Source organism: Parafrankia sp. EAN1pec (genome assembly GCF_000018005.1).
Lineage (GTDB): Bacteria > Actinomycetota > Actinomycetes > Frankiales > Frankiaceae > Parafrankia > Parafrankia soli.
This window is the reverse complement of the sequence record NC_009921.1, coordinates 7216998-7238286: the sequence shown is the minus strand read 5'-3', so window position 1 is coordinate 7238286 and position 21289 is coordinate 7216998. Positions and strand designations below refer to the sequence as shown.

Genomic DNA, 21289 nt, shown 5'->3' with positions numbered 1-21289 from the left:
GTCGCATCCGGAGGTAGTGGACACGTGGCCAGCCCCGAGACCCAGGAGCGCAAGCGCGAGCTGCTCCGTCGCCGCCTCGCGGCGGAACAGCTCGCCGCCACCGACCCGGCGGCGCCGCCCGTGCGCGGCCGGCGGGTGCCCGGCCAGGGCCATCCGCTCAGCCCGGGCCAGCTCCGGATGTGGTTCCTGCAGCAGCTCGACCCGTCCAGCGCCGCGTACAACGTCGCCGCCTCCTTCGACCTCACCGGTCCGGTCGACGCCGACGCGCTGCACGCGGCCCTGCGCGCCGTCGCGCGCGGTCACGAGATCCTGCGCACGACCTACCGGGTGCCCGCCGGTGGCCGGCCCGAGCAGGTCGTCCACGCCGAGCTGGACCCGCAGTGGTCGAGCCACGACGTCTCCGGGGAGCCCTCGGCCAGCCGGGAGCGGCTCGCCGACGAGATTGCGCGGCACGCGGCCCGCCGTCCCTTCGACCTCACCAGCTCCTCGCCGCTGCGGGTGACGCTGATCAGGCTCGCCGCCGACCGGTTCGTCCTCGTGGTGGTCGCCCATCACGTGGCCTGGGACGACGCGTCCTGGGAGATCTTCTTCCGGGAGCTGTTCGCCCACTACGACAACCTCCGGGCCGGCGACGGCCCGCTGCCCGCCGACGAGCGGACGGCGCAGTACATCGACGTGGCCGGGCAACCCAGGGGCGCTGACGCGCAGGACCCCGACCCGGCGGCGCTGGACTACTGGCGCGGCCAGCTCACCGCGCTGCCCGAGCCGCTGCGGCTCCCCGGCGGCGAGCCCGTGGCGGCCGCCACCGCCGCCGGGGCCGACCCGGGCAAACCGGCCGACCCGGGCAAACTGGCCGACCCGGGCAAACTGGCCGACCCGGGCGGCCAGGTCGTCCACCAGGCGGCGGCCGGGCTCGGGCGGCGGGTGCGCGCGTTCGCGGCCGAGCACGGCGCCACGCCCTTCATGGTGCTGCTGGCGGCCTTCGCCGCGGTGCTGCACCGGCACACCGGGGCCACCGACATCGTGGTCGGCTCTCCCGTGGTCAACCGGGACCAGCCCGGCGCCGACCGCCTCATCGGCTATTTCGGCAACACGGTCGCGCTGCGGGTGCGGGTCCGCCCCGGCGACTCCTTCCGGGACCTGCTCGCGCGGACCAGCGAGACCTGCCGCGGCGCCTTCGCCCACCAGCACGTCGACCTGGAGGACGTCGTCCGCGCGGTCAACCCGGACCGCTCCGACGGCGTCTCGAGCGTGTTCACCACCCTGTTCGCCGTGCGGACGGCCGCTGCCGAGCACCTCGGCGCGCGCGAGCTGAGCGGCGCGCGCCGGCCGCTGCACACCGGTGACGCCCAGTTCCCGCTGGGAGTCACCGTGGAGATCGGGGCCGACCAGCTCGATCTGGAGGCCGGGTTCCTCACCGCCGCGGTCACCGCCGGCTCGGCCGGCGCCGTGCTCCGCCACCTCGAGACGTTCCTCGACCATGCGACGCGCCATCCGCGGCGGCCGCTCGCCGCCGTCGACCTGCTCACCGATTCCGAGCGCCGGCGGACGCTGGTCGACTGGAACAACACCGCGGCGCCGAGCCCCGACGCGACCTGGGCCGAGCTGCTCGCGCGGCGCGCCGCGCGCGCTCCCGGGCACGCCGCCGTCGTCACGTCCGGCGGCACCCTGACCTACGGCGAGCTGGTCGGACGGGCCGACGCGCTCGCCTACCAGCTGCGCGGCCTGGGCACCGGCCCGGGCGCCATCGTCGCGCTGGCGCTCCCGCGCACGCTCGACCTCGTCGTGGCCCTGGCGGGGGTGACCCGCGCCGGCGCCGCCTACCTGCCGGTGGACCCGGGGTACCCGGCCGACCGGATCACGCTCGTCCTCGAGGACGCCGCGCCCTCGCTGCTCATCACCACCCGCGAGCTCGCTGCGACGCTGCCCATCCCCGCCGGCGTCACCGTCGTCCTCGTCAACGGGCCGGCCGCCGGGCCCGAGGCCGGGACCGAGTTCGGGACCGAGTTCGGGTCGGTGCCCGAACCGCCGGCCGCGGCCGCGGTCCCGGCGGAGCTGGGAAGCGCCGCCTACGTCATCTACACGTCCGGCTCGACCGGGCGTCCCAAGGGCGTGGTGGTGCCGCACCGCGCGCTGACGAACTTCCTGGCCAGCATGGTCGACCAGTTCCAGCTGGGTGACGGCGACCGGGTGCTGGCACTGACGACGCTGTCGTTCGACATCGCGGCGCTGGAACTGCTCGCCCCGCTCACCGCCGGCGCCACCGTCCACCTGGCCGGCCAGGACGAGGCCCGTGACCCGACCGCGCTGGCGGCGCTGCTGGCGGGCGGCGGGATCACCGTCGCGCAGGCCACCCCCTCGATGTGGCAGTCGATCCTGGCGGCGAGCGACGACCGCTTCCCCGGGGTGCGCGTGCTCAGCGGCGGAGAGGGCCTGCCGCCGGCGGTGGCGGCCACGCTCGCCGAACGGGCCGATGAGGTCGTGAACCTGTACGGGCCGACCGAGACGACGATCTGGTCGACGGCCGGCCCGGTCGCCGGCGACGGACGGCCGACCGTGGGCCGTCCGATCCGCTCGACCCAGGTCTACCTGCTGGACACCGCGCTGGCCCCGGTCGCCCCCGGCATGCCCGGCGAGCTGTACATCGGCGGGGCGGGCGTCGCGGACGGCTACCTGCGCCGGCCCGGCCTGACCGCGTCCCGCTTCGTCGCCGACCCCTTCAGCGCCGGGGGGCGGCTCTACCGCACCGGCGACCTGGCGCGCTGGACCGCCGACGGCGAGCTGGACGTCCTCGGCCGGGTCGACGACCAGGTCAAGGTGCGCGGGTTCCGGATCGAGCCGGGCGAGGTCGAGGCGGTGCTCGGGCGGCATCCCGCGGTGGCGCGCTGCGCGGTGGTGGCCCGGGACGACGGCCCGGCGGGGCGGCACCTCGTCGCCTACGTGGTGCCGGCCGCGCCGGGGACCGTGGTCGACCCGGCGCTGCTGCGTGAGCACCTGGCGGCGGCCCTGCCGGAGCACATGGTGCCGGGAGCGTTCGTCCAGCTGGCGGCCCTGCCGACCACGCCGAACGGGAAGCTTGACCGGCGCGGGCTACCCCGGCCGGACTTCGCCGCGGCGGCCGGGTCGCGGGCGCCGGCCACCGCCGCCGAGTCGCTGCTCTGCGATCTGTTCGGGACGGTTCTGGGTGTCGAGCGGGTCGGTGCCGACGACTCCTTCTTCCACCTCGGCGGCGACAGCATCCTGGCGTTCCAGGTGGTCGCCGGTGCCCGCGCCGCCGGCCTGGCCTGCGTGCTGCCGGACATCTTCCGCCACCCCACCCCGGCGTCCCTCGCCGCCGCGGCGGAACAGGCCACTGTGCCACCGCCCGCCGACACAGCCCTCGACGCGGATCTCGCCGGGGTGAGCGCCGTCGACCTGGAGCGCTGGCGGGCCCGGTACCCGGATCTGACCGGTGTCCGGCCCGTGTCGCCGCTGCAGGCCGGCCTGGTCTTCCACTCGCTGCTCGGCGACGGGTCCGGGACGGTTCCCGGCGCGGCCGGTTCCGACGCCTACATCCTGCAGTTCGTCGTCGACCTGCGTGGACGGCTCGACCCGGCCCGCCTGCGCGCGGCGGGCCGGGCCCTGTTCGAGCGGCACGAGAACCTGCGCACCGCCTTCCTGTACGACGGCGACGCGCCCGTCCAGATCGTGCTGGCCGATCTCGCGCCGGCCGCCTTCGACGAGGTGTGGACGGAGGTCGACCTCGCGGGCTGGCCGCGGGCCGAGGCGCTGGCGGAGGCCGAGCGGCTGGGACGGGCCGACCGGCAGACCCCCTTCGACCTCACGGCGCCGCCGCTGGTGCGCTTCCTGCTGCTGCGCACCGGCCCGGACGCCTGGCGGCTCGTGCTGAGCCCGCACCACGTGGTGCTCGACGGCTGGTCCGTCCCGCTGCTGCTGCGTGAGCTGTTCCGCCGGTACGAGCTCGCACAGTCACAGTCACAGGCACAGGCGGACGGGCCGGCCGCCGCGCTGCCGCCGGCGCCGTCCTACTGGGAATACCTGCGCTGGCTGGCCGGCCGGGACCGGGACGCCTCCCGGCGGGCCTGGGCCGCCGCGCTGGCCGGCGTCACCGAGCCGACGCTGCTGGCCGCGGCCACCGCCCGCCCGGGCACCCCGGCCCAGACCGCGGCCCACGCCCCGGACCAGGTCCCCGAGCAGGCTCCAGATCAGGCCGTGGATCAGTGGGACACGGTGGACGGCGGGGTGACCGCCGCGGTGGAACGTCACGCCGACGCCGCCCTGACCGCCGGCCTGGGAACCTTCGTCCGCGAGCGCGGGCTCACCCTCAACACCGTGCTGCGCGCCGCGTGGGCGGTCGTGCTCGGCCGCGCGGTCGGGCGCGACGACGTCGTGTTCGGGACGTCGGTGGCCGGCCGGCCGGCGGAGCTGCCCGGCGCCGCGGAGATGATCGGACTGCTGCTCGCGACGGTGCCCGTCCGCGTCACCCTCGACCCGGCCGAGAGCTTCGTGGGCCTGCTCGACCGGGTGCGCGCCGACCAGACGGCGACCCTCGAGCACCACCACCTGGGCCTGGCCGACATCCACGCGGCCGTGGGGCTGCCCGAGCTGTTCGACACCCTGTTCGTGCTGGAGTCCTACCCGTTCGACCCGGCCGGCCTGCTCGGGCCGGACAGCGGCCTGCGCCTGGAGGGCCTGGACGGCCACGACGCCACGCACTACCCGCTGACGATCCGGGTGATCCCGGGGGAGCGGCTGCGTATCACCTTCGGCTACCGGCCGGAGCTGCTCTCCGGGGCTACCGTCACCGCGCTCGCCGACCAGCTCCTGGACCTGCTCGCCGCGGCCATCGCAGATCCGGACAAGCCCGTCGGCGCCATCGGCGCGCCCGCCGGGTCCGTGGCGCCCGCCGGCACTGTAGGCGCCGCCCCGGCCGCGACCCGTCCGGAGGAGGACGAGCCGACCGGTGCGTGGGCGACCGACACGACACTTCCCGAGCTGTTCGAGGCCCAGGCGGCGCGGGTTCCCGACGCCGTCGCGGTCACCTGGGGCGAGCGGCGGCTGACCTACGCCGAGCTGGACGCCGCCGCGAACCGCCTCGCCCGCCTGCTGGCCACCCGCGGGGTGGAGCCGGAGTCGCTCGTCGCCGTGGCGCTGCCGCGCTCGATCGACCTGGTCGTCGCCCTGCTCGCGGTGCAGAAGGCGGGCGCGGCCTACCTGCCGCTCGACACCGCCTACCCCGCCGACCGGCTCGCCTTCATGCTTTCCGACGCGGCACCGGTGTGCCTGGTGACCTCCGCCGAGGCTCTGCCGGCCCTGCCCGCGCGCACCCGGGTGCCGATGATCGCGCTGGACGCGCCGCCGGTCGTGGCCGCGCTCGCGGAGCAGTCCCCGGCCCGGCTGCCCGCCGCCGGCCGGGCCCGGCCGGAGAACGCGGCCTACGTGATCTACACCTCGGGCTCGACGGGACGTCCCAAGGGCGTTGTCGTCCCGCACCAGACGGTCACCAGGCTGTTCGCGCACACCCAGCCGTGGTTCGGCTTCGACGAGACCGACGTGTGGACGATGTTCCACTCCGCGTCGTTCGACTTCTCCGTCTGGGAGCTGTGGGGCCCGCTGCTGTACGGCGGCCGCCTGGTCGTCGTCGACCACCACGTCTCGCGGTCGCCGGAGCTGTTCCTGGACCTGCTCCGGCGGGAGTCGGTGACCGTGCTCAGCCAGACCCCGTCGGCGTTCAGCCAGCTCATCGAGGCCGACCGGGCGGGCGGGGAGGACCCGGCGGAGCTGGCGCTGCGGTACGTCGTGTTCGGGGGCGAGGCGCTCGACCTCGGCCGGCTGCCCGCCTGGTACGCCCGCCACCGCGACGACGCCCCGGTGCTCGTCAACATGTACGGCATCACCGAGACGACGGTGCACGTCACCTACCTGCGGCTGGACGAGGCCGTCGTCGCGGCGGCGCGGGCCAGCCTGGTCGGCGGGCCCATCCCGGGGCTGCGGGTGCACGTCCTCGACCAGCACCTGCGGCCGGTGGCGCCGGGCGGCCTCGGCGAGCTGTACGTCAGCGGCGGGCAGCTCGCCCGCGGCTACCTGGGCCGGCCCGGTCTCACCGCCACCCGCTTCGTCGCGGACCCGTTCGGAGGGCCGGGTGCCCGGATGTACCGCACCGGCGACCTCGCCCGCCGAACCGCCGACGGCGGCTTCGAGTACCTCGGCCGGGCCGACGACCAGGTCAAGGTGCGAGGCTTCCGCATCGAGCTCGGCGAGATCCAGGCGGCGATCGCGACCCACCCGGCGGTGGAGCAGGCCGTGGTGCTGGCCCGGGAGGACCAGCCGGGGCAGCGGCGGCTGGTCGGTTACGTCGTGGCCGCGCCGGGGCGCCGGGTCGACTCCGAGGAGCTGCGCCGGCACGCCGCCGCCATGCTCCCCGAGTTCATGGTGCCGGTTGCCGTGCTGGCGCTGGACGCCTTCCCGCTCACCGGCAACGGCAAGCTCGACCGCGCCGCCCTGCCGGCGCCGGATCTGGCGAGCGTCTCCACCGGCACCCGCGCCCGCACCGAGCGGGAGCGAACGCTGTGCGCGGTGTTCGCGGGCGTTCTCGGCCTGGACGAGGTGGGGGTCGACGACGACTTCTTCACCCTCGGCGGCGACAGCATCAGCGCGATCCAGCTCGTCAACCGTGCCCGGCGCGAACAGGTCGGCTTCACGCCCCGGGACGTCTTCACCCACCGCACCCCGGCCAAGCTCGCGGCCCTCACCGAGCCCGCCGCCTCCGCCGTTTCCACCGCGCCCGACGGGCCGGCCGCATTCGCCGGACCTGGCGCCGCGCCTGACCGCCCTGGCGGAGCGGGAACGGGCCTGGGTGCCGATCCCGAGGCGATCGGCGTGTTCACCCCGCTCCCGATCGTCTCCCGGCTGGCGAGCTGGGGCGGGCCGGTGCGCCGTTTCAACCAGGCCATGCTGGTCTCGACGCCGGCCGGCGCCACCGTGGACCTGCTGCGGGGCGCCGTCCAGGCCCTGCTCGACCAGCACGACGCGCTGCGGGCCCGGCTGCTGCGCCCGTCGCCCGCGCTGTGGCTGCTGGAGACCCTGCCGGTCGGTTCGGCGCGTGCCGGCGACCTGCTGCGTCGGGTGGACATCGCCGGCCTCGACGAGGCCGGCCTGCGCGCCGCCGTCGCGGCCGAGTCGGCCGCCGCGGCCGACGGGCTCGACCCCGAGGCCGGCGCGATGCTGCGGGTGAGCTGGCTCGACGCCGGCTCCGACCAGCCCGGGCGGCTGCTGCTGGTCGCACACCACCTCGTCGTCGACGGGGTCTCCTGGCGGGTCCTGCTCGCCGACCTGCGGACCGCCTTCGCGGCCGTGCTCGCCGGGCGAGCTCCCCACCTGGACCCGGTCGGGACCTCGCTGCGCGCGTTCGCCCGGATCACCGCCGAACGTGCCCAGGACCCGGCCCGCCTCGCCGAGCTCGCGCACTGGACGGCGACCCTCGCCCCGGGCGGTCGGCTGCTGGGCGGCGCCCCGTCGACCGGCGCCGCGGCTGCGACCGGCGCCGCGGCGGCTCCCGGAGCGGCCCCCGCCGCGGCCGACACGATCGCCGACACCGACCGCCTCGTCGTGGAGCTGCCCGCGCGAGCCACCGCGCCGCTGCTCACCTCCGTTCCCGCGGCGGCGGGAACCGACGTCACCGCGGTGCTGCTCGCCGCGCTGCGTGCCGCCGTCACCGGCTGGCGCCGCGAGCGGGGCTGGGACGGATCGTCCGACCTGCTCGTGGATCTCGAGCGCCACGGCCGCGACCCGATCGCGCCCGAGGTCGACCTCTCCCGGACGGTCGGCTGGTTCACCGCCATCTCACCCGTCCGGCTGCCGGCCTCCGGCGATCCGGCCTCCGGCGATCCGGCCTCCGGCGGGCTGGCGTCCGGCGGGCTGGCGGGCACGCTCGAGGCCGTGGCGGGCCGGCTGCGCGAGATCCCCGACGGCGGGGCCGGGTTCGGGCTGCTGCGCTACGCCAACGCGGCCGCGGCGCCGGTGCTCGCCGGGGCGGAGCACCCGGAGGTCCTGTTCAACTATCTCGGGCGGTTCGGCGCAGACGCGGCCGACGCCTGGGCGCCGGCACCGGAGCTCGACGCCCTCGCCGCCGAGCCCGACCCGGCCATGGGCGTCGCCTACCCGCTGACCGTGGACGCCGTCAGCGTCCAGACGCCTGACGGGCCCGTGCTGCGGACCACCCTCACCTACCTCACCACGGTAATCGACCGGACCGCGGCCGGCGCCCTGGCCACCGCCTGGCTGGCCGCGCTCGACGGCCTGGCCGGCCTGGCCGACGATGCCGTCCTGGCTGGCGCCGCTGCCCAGGCTGACACCGCTGGTCCGGCCGCCGTCACCGGTGCGGACGGCGCCGCCGGCCCGGCAGCGACCGGTGACCTGGTCGAGCTGTCGCCGGCCGAGCGGGCGCGGGTCGAGCGGGTGAGCCCGGGGCCCGTCGCCGAGATCTGGCCGCTCTCGCCGTTGCAGGAGGGCCTGTTCTTCCACTCCGCCTTCGACCGCTCCAGCGACGCCTACACCGCCCAGTTCGCGCTCGACTTCGGCCACCGTTTCGACGTAGACCGGCTGCGCCGCGCCTGCGAGACGTTCATGCGGCGCAACCCGACGCTGCGCGCCGGTTTCCTCGGCGACGGGCTGCCCGCGCCGCTGCAGTTCGTCGTCACCGAGCTGCCCGCGCCGCTGGAGGAGACCGACCTCACCGGCCTGCCCGCTGCCGAGCGGGCCGAGCAGGCCGAGCTGCTGGCGCGCCGCGACCGGGAGCGCCCCTTCGACATCTCCAACCCGCCGCTGTGGCGGCTCACCCTGCTGCGCCTCGGCCCCGACCACGACCGGCTGGTCTTCAACCGGCAGGTGCTGGTCTGGGACGGCTGGTCTGGCGCCCTGGTCATCGACCAGCTCCTCGGGCTCTACGAACGTGGCGGCGGTGACGAGGGGCTGCCCGTCCCGGCCGCCTCCTACCGCGACTTCCTGGTCTGGCTGCGGGCCCGGGACACCGCGGGCGCCGAGGAGGCATGGCGGGCCGCGCTCGCCGACCTCGACGGCCCGACGCTGGTGGTGCCCGAGGCCCGCGGGCTGCCGCCGATCGAGCCCGAGCGGATCACCACCGAGCTGGCCGAGTCGACGGCGCGCGCGGTGCGGGAGCTCTCCCGCCGCCACGGCATCACCGTCAACACGGTGTTCAACGCCGCGCTGGCGCTCGTCCTCGGCAACGCCGTCGGCTCCGACGACGTCGTGTTCGGCACCACGGTGGCCGGTCGGCCCACCGACGTCGAGGGCATCGACGAGGTGATCGGCCTGTTCCTGAACACCGTGCCCGTCCGGGTGCGGCTGGACCCGCGTGAGTCGGTGCTGGACCTGCTCCGCCGGGTCCAGGACCAGCGGGTCGACGTGATGGACCACGAGTACCTGGGGCTCGGCGACATCCAGCGCGCCAGCGGCCGCACGCAGCTGTTCGACACGCTGTACGTGCTGCAGAACTTCATCGACGAGGTGGCCACCGAGCAGAGCAGCGACCGGTTCGGGATCACCGGCGGCACCAGCATCGACCACACGCACTACCCGCTGACGTTCGTGCTGTTCCCCGGCACGCGGATCACGATGCGCCTGGAGTACCGGCCGGACGTCGTCGGCGCGCAGCGGGCTGCGGCGCTGTTCGACCGGTTCCGCGGGCTGCTCGACGAGCTGGTCCGGGACGTCACCGTCCCGGTCGGGTCGGTCGAGGTGCTGCTGCCGGCCGAGCGGGCGGAGCTCGCGGCGAGGTGGGCCGAGCCGTTCCTCCCGGTCGGCACCGAGACCGTCGCCGACATGCTCGCCGCGCAGGTCGCCCGCACGCCCGATCTCACCGCGCTGGTGTTCGGCGACGAGCGCGTCAGCTACGCCGACCTGGACGCGCGGGTCAACTGGATGGCCCGGCTGCTGCTCGCGCGCGGCGCCGGCCCGGAGACGGTCGTCGCGCTGGGGCTCGGCCGCTCGGTGAACATGGTGGTGGCGCTGTTCGCGGTGCTGCGCACCGGGGCCGCCTACCTGCCCCTGGAGCTCGACCACCCGCCCGCCCGCCTGCTCGGCATGGTCGCCGACGCCGGGGCGGCGCTGCTGGTGGCGACCGATGCCACCGCCGCCTACCTGGACGGCGCCGGCGCCGGGCCCGACGAGCCGGTACCGAGACTGCTGCTCGACGACCCCGCGATGGCCGCGGAGCTCGCAGCCACCGGCGCCGGAGAGCTGTCCGACGCCGAGCTCGGGCTGTTCGCCCGGGACCGCGCCGACCGCCTCGACCACCCCGCCTACGTCATCTACACCTCGGGGTCGACCGGGCGTCCGAAGGGAGTGGTGACCCCCTACCGGGGACTGACCAACATGCAGCTCAACCACCGCGAGGAGATTTTCGCCCCCGCGGTGGCGGCGGCCGGCGGGCGCCGGCTGCGGATCGCGCACACCGTCTCCTTCGCCTTCGACATGTCCTGGGAGGAGCTGCTCTGGCTCGTCGAGGGCCACGAGGTGCATGTGTGCGACGAGAACCTGCGCCGTGACGCCGAGGCCCTCGTCGCCTACTGCGACGCCCACCAAGTGGACGTGGTGAACGTGACGCCCACCTACGCCCACCACCTGTTCGAGCTCGGCCTGCTCGACCGCGCCGAGGACGGCCGGCACCGGCCGCCGCTGGTCATGCTCGGCGGCGAGGCGGTCTCGGAGGCGGTGTGGAACCGGCTGCGCGACACCGCGGACACCGCCGGGTACAACCTGTACGGCCCCACCGAGTACACGATCAACACTCTGGGCGCCGGCACCGCCGACAGCCCGACGCCGACCGTCGGCCGGCCCATCCGCAACACCCGCGCCTACGTCCTGGACGGCTGGCTGCACCCGGTGCCCGACGGGGTCCCGGGCGAGCTCTACATCGCCGGCGACGGCCTGGCCCGGGGCTACCTCGACCGCTTCGCCCTGACCGCCACCCGCTTCGTCGCCGACCCGCGGGTCCCCGGCGGGCGGATGTACCGCACCGGTGACCTGGTCGTGCGCGGCGCCGCTGACGGGAACCTCGACTTCCTCGGCCGCACCGACGAACAGGTCAAGATCCGCGGCTACCGGGTGGAGCTCGGGGAGATCACCGCGGCGCTCGACCGTCATCCGCGGGTCAGCCAGGCCGCCGTCGTCGCGGCCGATGACACCGGGGCGCCGGGAACCCGGCGGCTGGTCGCCTACGTCGTGCCCGCGGAGCTGACCGCCGCCGACCGGGCCGCCGTCGAGGCCGACCAGGTCGGTGAGTGGCGCCAGGTCTACAGCGACGAGTACGTGCAGATCCCGACCGCGGTGCACCGCGAGGACTTCGCCGGCTGGGACTCCAGCTACGACGGGCAGCCCATCGCGCTGGAGCACATGCGGCAGTGGCGGGCGGCGACCGTCGAGCGCATCCGCGAGCTCGCCCCGCGTCGCATCCTGGAGATCGGCGTCGGCACCGGTCTGCTGCTCGGCCAGCTCGCGCCGGAGTGCGACAGCTACTGGGGGACGGACTTCGCCGCCCCGGTGATCGACAAGCTCCGGGCCGAGACCGCCGGTGACCCCCGCTTCGCCGGCCTGGAGCTGCGCTGCCAGCCGGCGCACGTCACCGACGGCCTGCCGGCCGGGCTCTTCGACACCATCGTGATCAACTCGGTGGTGCAGTACTTTCCCAGCCCCGAGTACCTGCGCGGGGTGCTGCGCGCCGCGCTGGAGCTGCTCGCCCCCGGCGGCGCCCTCTTCGTCGGGGACGTACGCAACCTCGCCAGGCTGCGGGCCTTCCACATCGCGATCGAGGTGAGCCGGCCCGGTCCCGGCGGGCTCGCCGAGCCCGCGGGCGGCCTGCGTGACGCCGACCTCGCCCGGCTCGCGCCGGCCGTCGACCGCCGGGTCCGGCTCGACAAGGAGCTGGTGCTGGCGCCGGAGTTCTTCACCGCGCTCGCCAGCGAGACCGGCGCCGAGCTCTCGCTGCGGGTCAAGCGGGGCTCGTTCCACAACGAGCTCACCCGGCACCGGTTCGACGTCGTGCTGCGCCGGCCCGCCGCGCCGCCGGTGCGTCTCGGTGAGGCCCCCGTGCTGGTCTGGGGGCATCAGGTCGCCGGTACCGACGCGATCGAGGCGCATCTGCGTGACCGCCGCCCGCCGATGCTGCGGGTCGCGGCGATCCCCGACGCGCGGGTGGCCGGCGAGCTCGCCCTCGCGGCCCGGGTCGCCGGGCGGGACGTCCCGGGCGGTGCCGCCGCGCCCGAGTGCGCGGTCGACGCTGAGCACACGGTCGACCCCGAGGAGCTGTTCGCGCTCGCCGACCGGCTCGGCTACGAGCAGCACCTCACCCTGTCCGCGGCCGGTCCCGGCCTGTTGGACGCGGTGTTCGTGCGCGCGGTCGACGTCGGCGCGGGCCCCCGCGTGGACGGCTACCTGCCGGACCCGGCGGGCGGCGAGGCCGCGCCGCCACTCGCCAACGACCCGACCGCGGCCCGCGGTGCCGCGGCGCTGGCGGCGCTGCTGCGCGCCGACCTCACCACCGCCCTGCCCGACTACATGGTGCCGGCCGCCTACGTCACGCTGAGCGAGATCCCGCGCACCGCCAACGGCAAGCTGGACGTCGCCAGCCTGCCCCCGGCCGATCCCGCCGTGGCCCTGGTGGCCTCGCGCCCGGCGTCGTCACCGGCGGAGGTCACGCTCTGCGAGCTGTACGCCGAGGTGCTCGGGCTGCCCGAGGTCGGCGTCGAGGATGACTTCTTCGCGCTCGGCGGCCACTCGCTGCTGGCCACTCGCCTGGTCAGCCGGGCCCGCGCCGCGTTCGGCGCGGACCTGGCGATCCGTGACCTGTTCGAGGCCCCGACGGTGGCCGCGCTCGCGGCCCGGGTCGGCGCCGCCGGTGACGAGCCCGCCGTGTCGAGCCGGCCGCCGCTGGTCCCCGCCGACCGCCCGGAGCGCATCCCGCTCTCGCCGGCCCAGCGCCGGCTGTGGCTGGTGGACCGCGTCGCGGGCGGGACGAACGCGTACAACTACCCGTTGGTGATCCGGCTGGGCGGCGAGATCGACCTGGACGCGCTGCGCGCCGCCGCCGCGGACGTCGCGGCCCGGCACGAGATCCTGCGGACCGTCATCGCGGAGCACGACGGCGAGGACTACCAGCGGATCCTCGACCCCGCCGAGGCAGGTCCCGAGGTCCGGTTCGTCGACGTCGCCCCCGCGTGCCCGGGCGCTCCGAGCGCCGGCGCGGAGACGGGCCCGGCCGCCGAACCGAGCCTGGACGGCCCGGAGCGCCCCCTTGAGCCGGATGAGCTTGCGCGCCTCGTCGAGCGGTTCGTCGCCGAACCGTTCGACCTGCGGACCGACCCGCCCCTGCGGCTGGCCGTGTTCCGGACCAGCCCCGCCGAGTCGGTGCTTGCCGTGGTCCTGCACCACATCGCGACCGACGAGTGGTCGGACCGGCCGTTCCTGGAGGACCTCGACGCCGCCTACGCCGCGCGCCGTGCGGGCCGGGAGCCGGACTGGGATCCGCTGCCGGTGCAGTACGCCGACTACACCCTCTGGCAGCGGGAGCTGCTCGGCGAGCCGGCCGACCCGTCGTCGCCGGCGGGCCGCCAGCTCGCCTACTGGGAGCAGGCGCTGCGGGGCATCCCGGCGGAGATCGAGCTGCCGCTGGACCGGCCGCGCCCGGCGGTGCGCGACGGCGCCGGCGGCCGGGAGGCCCGCGAGCTGCCCGCCGCCACCGTGACGGCCCTGCGCGGCCTGTGCGCGCGGACCGGCGCCAGCATGTCGATGCTCGCGCACGCCTCGACGGCCACCCTGCTGCACCGCCTCGGCGCCGGTGACGACATCCCGCTCGGCGTGCCGATCGCCGGCCGCACCGACACCGCGCTCGACCACCTCGTCGGGTTCTTCGTCAACACGCTGGTGCTGCGCTCGGACCTCTCCGCCGACCCGACGTTCGCCGAGCTGCTGGCCCGCACCCGCGAGACGGACCTGGCCGCGTTCGACCACGCCGACCTGCCCTTCGAAGACGTGGTCGCGGCTGTCAACCCGCGCCGCTCGGCGGGCCGCAACCCGCTCTTCCAGGTGATGACCGGCTACCACCACCTGGCCGACGGCGAGCACACCCTGCTCGGCCTGCCGACGTCCTGGCTGCGAACCGAGGCGGGCACGGTGAAGTTCGACCTGGACGTCACCTTCGTCGACCGCGGCGGGAGCGACCAGATCACGCTGCTCGTCGAGTACGCCCGCGACGTGTGGGACGCCGACACCGCGCGGCGGCTGGCGGACCGGCTCGTCGACCTGCTCGGACAGCTCGCCCGGGACCCGGACCGGCCGGTCAGCCGGCTGGCCCTGCTCGGCGGGGACGAGCGCCGGCGGGCCCTGCGGTCCGCCACCGGCCCGCGCCGGGAACCGCCGCAGCCCACCGCGGTGCGCCTGTTCGCCGCGGCGGCCGCGGCCAGCCCGGACCGCCCCGCCCTGGTGGCCGGCGGGACGAAGCTGACCTTCGCCGAGCTGGCCGAGCAGGTCGGGAGCCTGGCCTGGCTGCTCGCCCGGCGCGGGGCCGGCATCGAGGACGTGGTCGCGCTCGCGCTGCCCCGGGCCCGGATGGTGCCCGCCCTGCTCGGCGTCATGACCGCCGGGGCGTGCTACCTCCCGATCGACACCGACCACCCCGCGGACCGGCTGGCCTTCCTGCTCACCGACGCCCGGCCGCGGCTCGTGCTCACCACCGCGGCCCTCGCCGGCCAGCTGCCGGCGACCGGGGCGGAGGTGGTCGTCCTCGACGACCCTGCCGTCCAGGCCGAGCTGGCGGCCCATCCCGCCGGCCTGCCGATCGCCGGCCTCCCGCCGGCGGGCCAGGCGCTGCGCGGCGACAACGCCGCGTACGTGATCTACACCTCCGGCACCACCGGCCGTCCGAAGGCAGTGGTCGCCACGCACCGCGGCGTGACGAACCTGTTCGCCTCGCACGAGGTGGAGCTGATCCTGCCGGCGGTGGCGGCGTGGGGCGGCGACGGGCCGCTGCGGGCCGTCCACGCGGCGTCGTTCAGCTTCGACGGGTCGTGGGAGCCGCTGCTGTGGCTGTTCGCCGGGCACACCGTGCACGTCGCCGACGAAGCGACGATGCGCGACCCGGCGGCCCTCGCCGAGTACGTGGTCAACGCGCGGATCGACTTCCTCGACGTCACCCCGACATACCTGCGTGAGCTCGTCCACCTCGGGTTCCTCGACGGCGCCCACCTGCCGGGCGTGATCGCGGTCGGCGGCGAGGCCACCCCGGCGCCGCTGTGGGAGCGCCTGCGCACCCTGCCCGGTGTCGTGGCGCACGACCTGTACGGCCCGACCGAGTACAGCGTCGACGCCTACGGCTGGCACGGTGACGGCACGGCCGGCCCCGTCGCGAACACCCGTGCCCTCGTCCTGGACGCCGGTCTCGAGCCCGTCCCGGACGGGGTGCCCGGGGAGCTGTACCTGGCCGGTGACGGCCTGGCCCGCGGCTACCTGGGCCGGCCGGGGCTGAGCGCCACCCGGTTCGTCGCCGACCCGTTCGGCGCCCCGGGCGGGCGGATGTACCGCACCGGCGACCGGGCGCGGCGCCGCGCCGACGGCACGCTGGCCTTCCTCGGACGGGTCGACGACCAGGTCAAGGTACGTGGCTTCCGGATCGAGCCCGGCGAGATCGAGGCCGCGCTGCTGGCGCTGCCCGGCGTCGCCGCCGCGGCCGTGATCGTCCGGGAGGACGCCGCGGGAGACCCGCGTCTGGTCGCCTACGTCGTCCCGGACGGCCCTTGCGCCACGGCCGATCCCGGCGTGGCCGTTCCTGGCCCGGCCGATCCCGCCGCGGCCGATCGCGCGACGGGCGATCGCGCCGTGGCCGATCTCGGCGCGCTGCGCTCCGAGCTCGCGCGGACGCTGCCGTCCCATCTCGTGCCGAGCGCGTTCGTCGCGGTGGCCGAGCTGCCGCGCACCGTCAGCGGAAAGCTGGACCGCGCGGCCCTGCCGGCACCCGGCGAGCCGGCGGCGTGGCCCGGCCGCCGCCCGCGCGGCGCGCGCGAGGAGCTGCTCGCCGAGCAGTTCGCCGCCGTCCTCGGGACGGCTGAGGTTCTCGGGACGGCGGAGATCGGCGCCGAGGACGACTTCTTCGCCCTGGGTGGGCACTCGCTGCTGGCGATGCGCCTGCGCAGCCGGATCCGCTCGGTGTTCGGCGTGGAGGTTTCCGCCCGTGACATCTTCGACGAGCCGACAGTGGCGGGCCTGGCCCGCCGGCTCGACGGGGCGGTGGCCGCGGCCCGGCCCGCCCTGGCGCCCGCCGACCGGCCGCAGCGCCCACCGCTGTCGCACGCCCAGGCCCGGCTGTGGGTGCTCGGCCAGGTGGAGGGGCCCAGCCCGACCTACAACATCCCGGTCACCTGGCGGCTGGAAGGGCCGCTCGACGTCGGTGCGCTGCGGGCCGCCGTCGGCGACGTGGTCACCCGGCACGAGGCGCTGCGCACGGTCTTCCCCGCCCCGGACGGCGTGCCCCACCAGCGGGTCCTCGACCCCGCCGCGGCCCGGGTGGACGTCGAGCTGATCGAGCTCGGCTCCGCCGGGGACCTGGCCCGGCGTCTGGAGAACGCGTCGGCACGGGTGTTCGACCTCGAGCGAGAGCTGCCGGTGCGGGTCACCGCCGTCCGGCTCGACCCGCGGCTGCACGTGGTCCAGTTCCTGGTCCACCACATTGCCGCCGACGAGGGCTCGGACCAGGCGCTGGCCCGTGACCTGTCGACCGCCTACCGCGCCCGGCTGCGCGGCGAGGCGCCGCGATGGGCCCCGCTGCCGGTGCAGTACGTCGACTACACCCTCTGGCAGCGCGCGTTGCTGGGGGACGAGTCGGACCCGGCCAGCCCCGCCTCGGCCCAGCGCGACTTCTGGCGCCGCGAGCTGGCCGGGCTGCCGGTCGAGCTGGCGGTGCCCACCGACCGGTCCCGGCCGGCCGAGCCGTCCCACCGCGGCGGCGTCGTCGAGCTGACCTGGGACGCCGAGTTGCTCGACCGACTGCGGGCCACCGCCCGGGCGCACGACGTCAGCCTGTTCATGGTGTTGCAGGCCCTGGTCGCGACGCTGCTACACCGGCTCGGGGCCGGCGACGACATCCCGATCGGCAGCCCGGTGGCCGGCCGCGGCGACGAGCGGCTCGACGACCTGGTGGGCTTCTTCCTCAACACGCTGGTGCTGCGGACGGACCTGTCGGGTCCGGTGAGCTTCGGCGAGCTGCTCGGCCGAGTCCGGGCCGCCGACCTCGCGGCCTTCGACCACCAGGACCTGCCGTTCGACCGGGTCGTCGAGGCGGTCAACCCGCCGCGCTCCCTCGCCCGGCACCCGCTGTTCCAGGTGATGGTCGTCCACCTGCCGGCGGCGGGCGCCGCCGCCGGGCTCGACCTGCCGGGCGTGACGGCCCGGCCCGAGCCGGTGCGCGCCGCCACCGCCAAGTTCGACCTCTCCTTCGACTTCCTGGAGCGCGTCACCGAGGCCGGCACGACCGAGCTGGCGGTCGGGCTCGCCTACAGCGCGGACCTCTTCGACCACGCCACGGCCGCGTCGTTCGGCCGCAGGCTGCAGCTGCTCACCGAGGCCGTGCTCGCGGCCCCGACAGCACCGCTGGCTGCCCTGCCCGTTCTCGACGACGCAGAGCGGGATCTGGTCCTGACCGGGTTCAACCGCACCGGGCGCGCGGTCACCGAGCTGACCTGGCCGGCGGCCTTCGAGGCTCAGGCCGACCGCACCCCGGGGGCGGTGGCCGTGGTCTGCGAGGACGTCGAGCTGACCTACGCCGAGCTCGACGCGCGGGCGAACCGGCTCGCCCGGCTGCTGGCCGCCCGCGGCGCGGGGCCGGAATCGGTGGTGGCCGTCGCCGTGCCGCGCTCGGCCGACCTGGTCGTCGCGCTGCTGGGGGTGCTGAAGACCGGCGCCGCCTTCCTGCCGCTCGACCTCGACCACCCGGCGGACCGCGTCGCCTTCATGATCTCCGACGCGGGCGCCCGGCTGCTGGTCTCCACCCGCGGCCACGCCGAGGAGCTGATCGCGCTCGGGGCGCTCGGGGCGCTCGGGGCGCTCGGAGTGCCGGGGCCGCTGGGCGATCCGGGCGCGCCGGGCACCGGCGCGCCCGGGCTCGACCTCGTGCTGCTCGACGAGCCCGGGACGGCGGCCGAGCTGGCCACGGGTGACCCGGCCCGGCCCGGCACCGGCGTGGCCACGAGCCTCGACAGCGCCGCCTACGTCATCTACACGTCGGGCTCGACCGGACGTCCCAAGGGTGTGGTGGTCACCCACGAGGGTGTGGGCAGCCTGGTCGCGACCGCTGTCGACCGGCTCGGGGTGAACGGGACGTCCCGGGTGGCGCAGTTCGCCTCGGTCGGGTTCGACGTCGCGGTCTTCGACCTGTGCATGGCGCTGTGCGTCGGCGGGCGCGCGATCATCGTGCCGGCGCAGCGGCGCGTCGCCGGGCCGGAGCTCACCGGGTACCTCGCCGACCACGGCGCCACGCACATGATCCTGCCGCCCGCCCTGGTCGCCGCGTTGCCGGCGGACTGCGCGCTGCCGGCGGGCGCGGTGCTGGTGGTGGGCACCGAGACCGTGCCGATCGAGACGGTGCGCCGCTGGTCGAGCCACCTGCGGGTGGTCGCCGCCTACGGCCTGACCGAGGCGACGGTCAACTCCACCCTGTGGCAGGCGGACCCGGACTGGACCGGCGCGGTGCCGATCGGCGTCCCCGACCCCAACACCCGCGCCTACGTGCTGGATACCGCGCTGCGGCCGGTCGGGGTCGGGGCGGTCGGCGAGCTCTACATCGGCGGCCGCGGGCTGGCGCGGGGCTATCTCGGACGCCCGGCGCTGACCGCCCAGCGGTTCGTCGCTGACCCGTTCGGCCGGCCGGGCGACCGGCTCTACCGGACGGGCGACCGGGCGCGCTGGCGCCCCGGCGGGGTGCTGGACTTCCTGGGCCGGGCCGACGACCAGATCAAGATCCGTGGCTACCGGATCGAGCCGGGCGAGATCCAGTCTGTGCTGATGCGTCACCCCGGCGTGCGCCAGGCGGTCGTGCTGGCCCGGGAGGACCGCCCTGGATCACTCCAGCTCGTCGCCTACGTCGTGCCGGTCGACCCGGCGCAGACTGGCCCGGCGCCCGGCGGTGGCCGGCTCGACCCGGCGGCGCTGCGCGTGCACGCGGCCGAGTACCTGCCCGAGTACATGGTGCCGGCGGCGGTGGTGCTCGTCCCGGGCCGGCTTCCGATGACCCCCAACGGCAAGCTCGACCGGGCAGCGCTGCCGGCTCCCCGGTTCGCGCTCTCGGCAGCCGACCGTGCGCCGGCCTCGGCGACCGAGGCACGCCTGTGCGAGCTGTTCGCTGAGCTCCTCGGGCTGGGCGACAGCCGTCGCGGGCCGGCGGCAGAGGAACAGGCGGGGCGGCAGCCCGCCGCCGCCGCCGTCGGCGTCGACGACGACTTCTTCGCCCTCGGCGGCGACAGCATCATCTCGATGCGGCTCGTCAGCCGGCTGCGGGCCGACGGGTTCGTGGTCCGGCCGGCCCAGGTGTTCCGGCACCGGACGCCGGCCGAGCTCGCGGCGGTGCTCACCGGGGCCGGGGCGCTCTCAGGCACCGTCGCCACGACCGGCGCCGGGCCGCTTCCTGGTGCCGTCGCCACGGCTGTGGCCAGCGACGGCGTCGGCGTGGTGCCGCCGACCCCGCCGCTGCTCGCGCTGCGGGCCGCCGGCGGCGGTGTGGACGGTTTCTCCTCGCCCATGCTGCTGCACGTCCCGGCCTCGGTCACCCTGCCGGCGCTGCGGGCCGTCCTGGCCGCGGTGGCGGAGCGGCACGAGATCCTGCGGGCCCGGCTGGTGCGTGCGGCGACCGGCACCGTCCCCGACGGCCTGCCGGCGACCAGCGCCGACGGCGGTGAGGCGTGGTACCTCGATGTGCCTCCGCCCGGCCCGGCCGGTGTCGGCTCGTGGGTGCGCCGGGTGGAGGTGGGCGCGGACGACGACCTCGACCGGATGCTCGCCGCCGAGGCGCTCCGCGCCAACCGGGAGCTCGACCCCGACGCCGGCGCGATGGTCCGCGTCGTCTGGTTCGACGCCGGGCACAGCAACTCGGGCCGGCTGCTGGTCCTCGTGCACCACCTGGTGACCGACGGGGTGTCCTGGCAGATCATCCTGGATGATCTCGCCGCGGCCTGGAACGCCCTGACCCGGGGCGGCGTACCGGCCCTCGCACCGGTGTCGACGTCCTACCGGCGGTGGGCGCTGGGTGTCACCGAGCAAGCCCGGCGACCCGAGCGGGAGGCGGAGCTGGCGTACTGGCTCCGGACTGTCGAGGGCGGCGCGCCGCTACCGCGCCCGGAGATACCGGAGGTCGAGCGGGCGGCACCGGAGCACGACACGGCGGTGGTCGAGCGCGACGCCGGGGCGGTAACCGCGACGATTCCCGAGACCTGGGCCGGCGACGTGCTGGTGGTCGCGCCCGCTGCCTGGGGCGTCGGGGCCGACGAGATCCTGCTCGCCGCGCTGGCGCTGGCGGTGGCCGACTGCCGCCGCCGGTGGGAGGGCACGCAGGCCGCCGGGCTCGTGGTCGCCCTGCAGAGCCATGGCCGCGTCGACCCGGAGGTGGACGAGGCGGACCTGACCCGCACCGTGGGGTGGTTCGCCGACGTCCACCCGCTCTGCCTGGATCAGCGGCCGGTCGACCTTGGCGACCCGGCGGCCGGCGCGGCGCTGGACGCCGCGGTCGTCGCCGTCCACCGGCGCAAGGCCGAGACCCCTCGGGGCGGTAGCGGCTACGGCCTGCTGCGCCATCTGAACCCGCGCACGGCGCCGGTCCTCGCCCGCGCCGGCCAGCCGGCGGTCTACCTGAACTACGAGGGCAGGTGGTCGCGGCCCGAGCCGGCTGACTGGGATGTCGCGCGCGAGGACGAGGGTCTCTTCGCCGGCTGGAACTCCGAGCGCGCCGACCCCTTCCCACTCACGGTGATCATCCGGGCGCTCGACCTGCCCGGCGGCCTGCGGCTGGTCGCCCGGTGGACGTCCGGCGCCGGCGGGCTCCCGGCATCCGCGGTCGGTGATCTCGCCACGGCGTGGACGCGTGCCCTGGCCGCGCTCGCTGCGCGGGCCCGGCACCTGCGCTAACCCGCTCGCGCGCGGCGCGTGCGGCCCGGCCACGCGCGCCGCACGGGCATCGCGCCCGCGGCAAATCGACGGACCCGTCCCTGCCGCATCGAATTTGCCGCAACGAATTTTT

The 21289-nt window shown here is 76.2% G+C and carries 1 protein-coding gene; it reads left to right on the top strand.

Annotation, left to right across the window (positions count from 1 at the left end; genetic code table 11):
• Positions 1-24 precede the first annotated feature (24 nt).
• On the top strand, positions 25-21177 hold the full coding sequence (locus FRANEAN1_RS29395; RefSeq protein ID WP_041254909.1) for a non-ribosomal peptide synthetase: 21153 nt from the start codon (positions 25-27) through the stop codon (positions 21175-21177).
• Positions 21178-21289 lie beyond the last annotated feature (112 nt).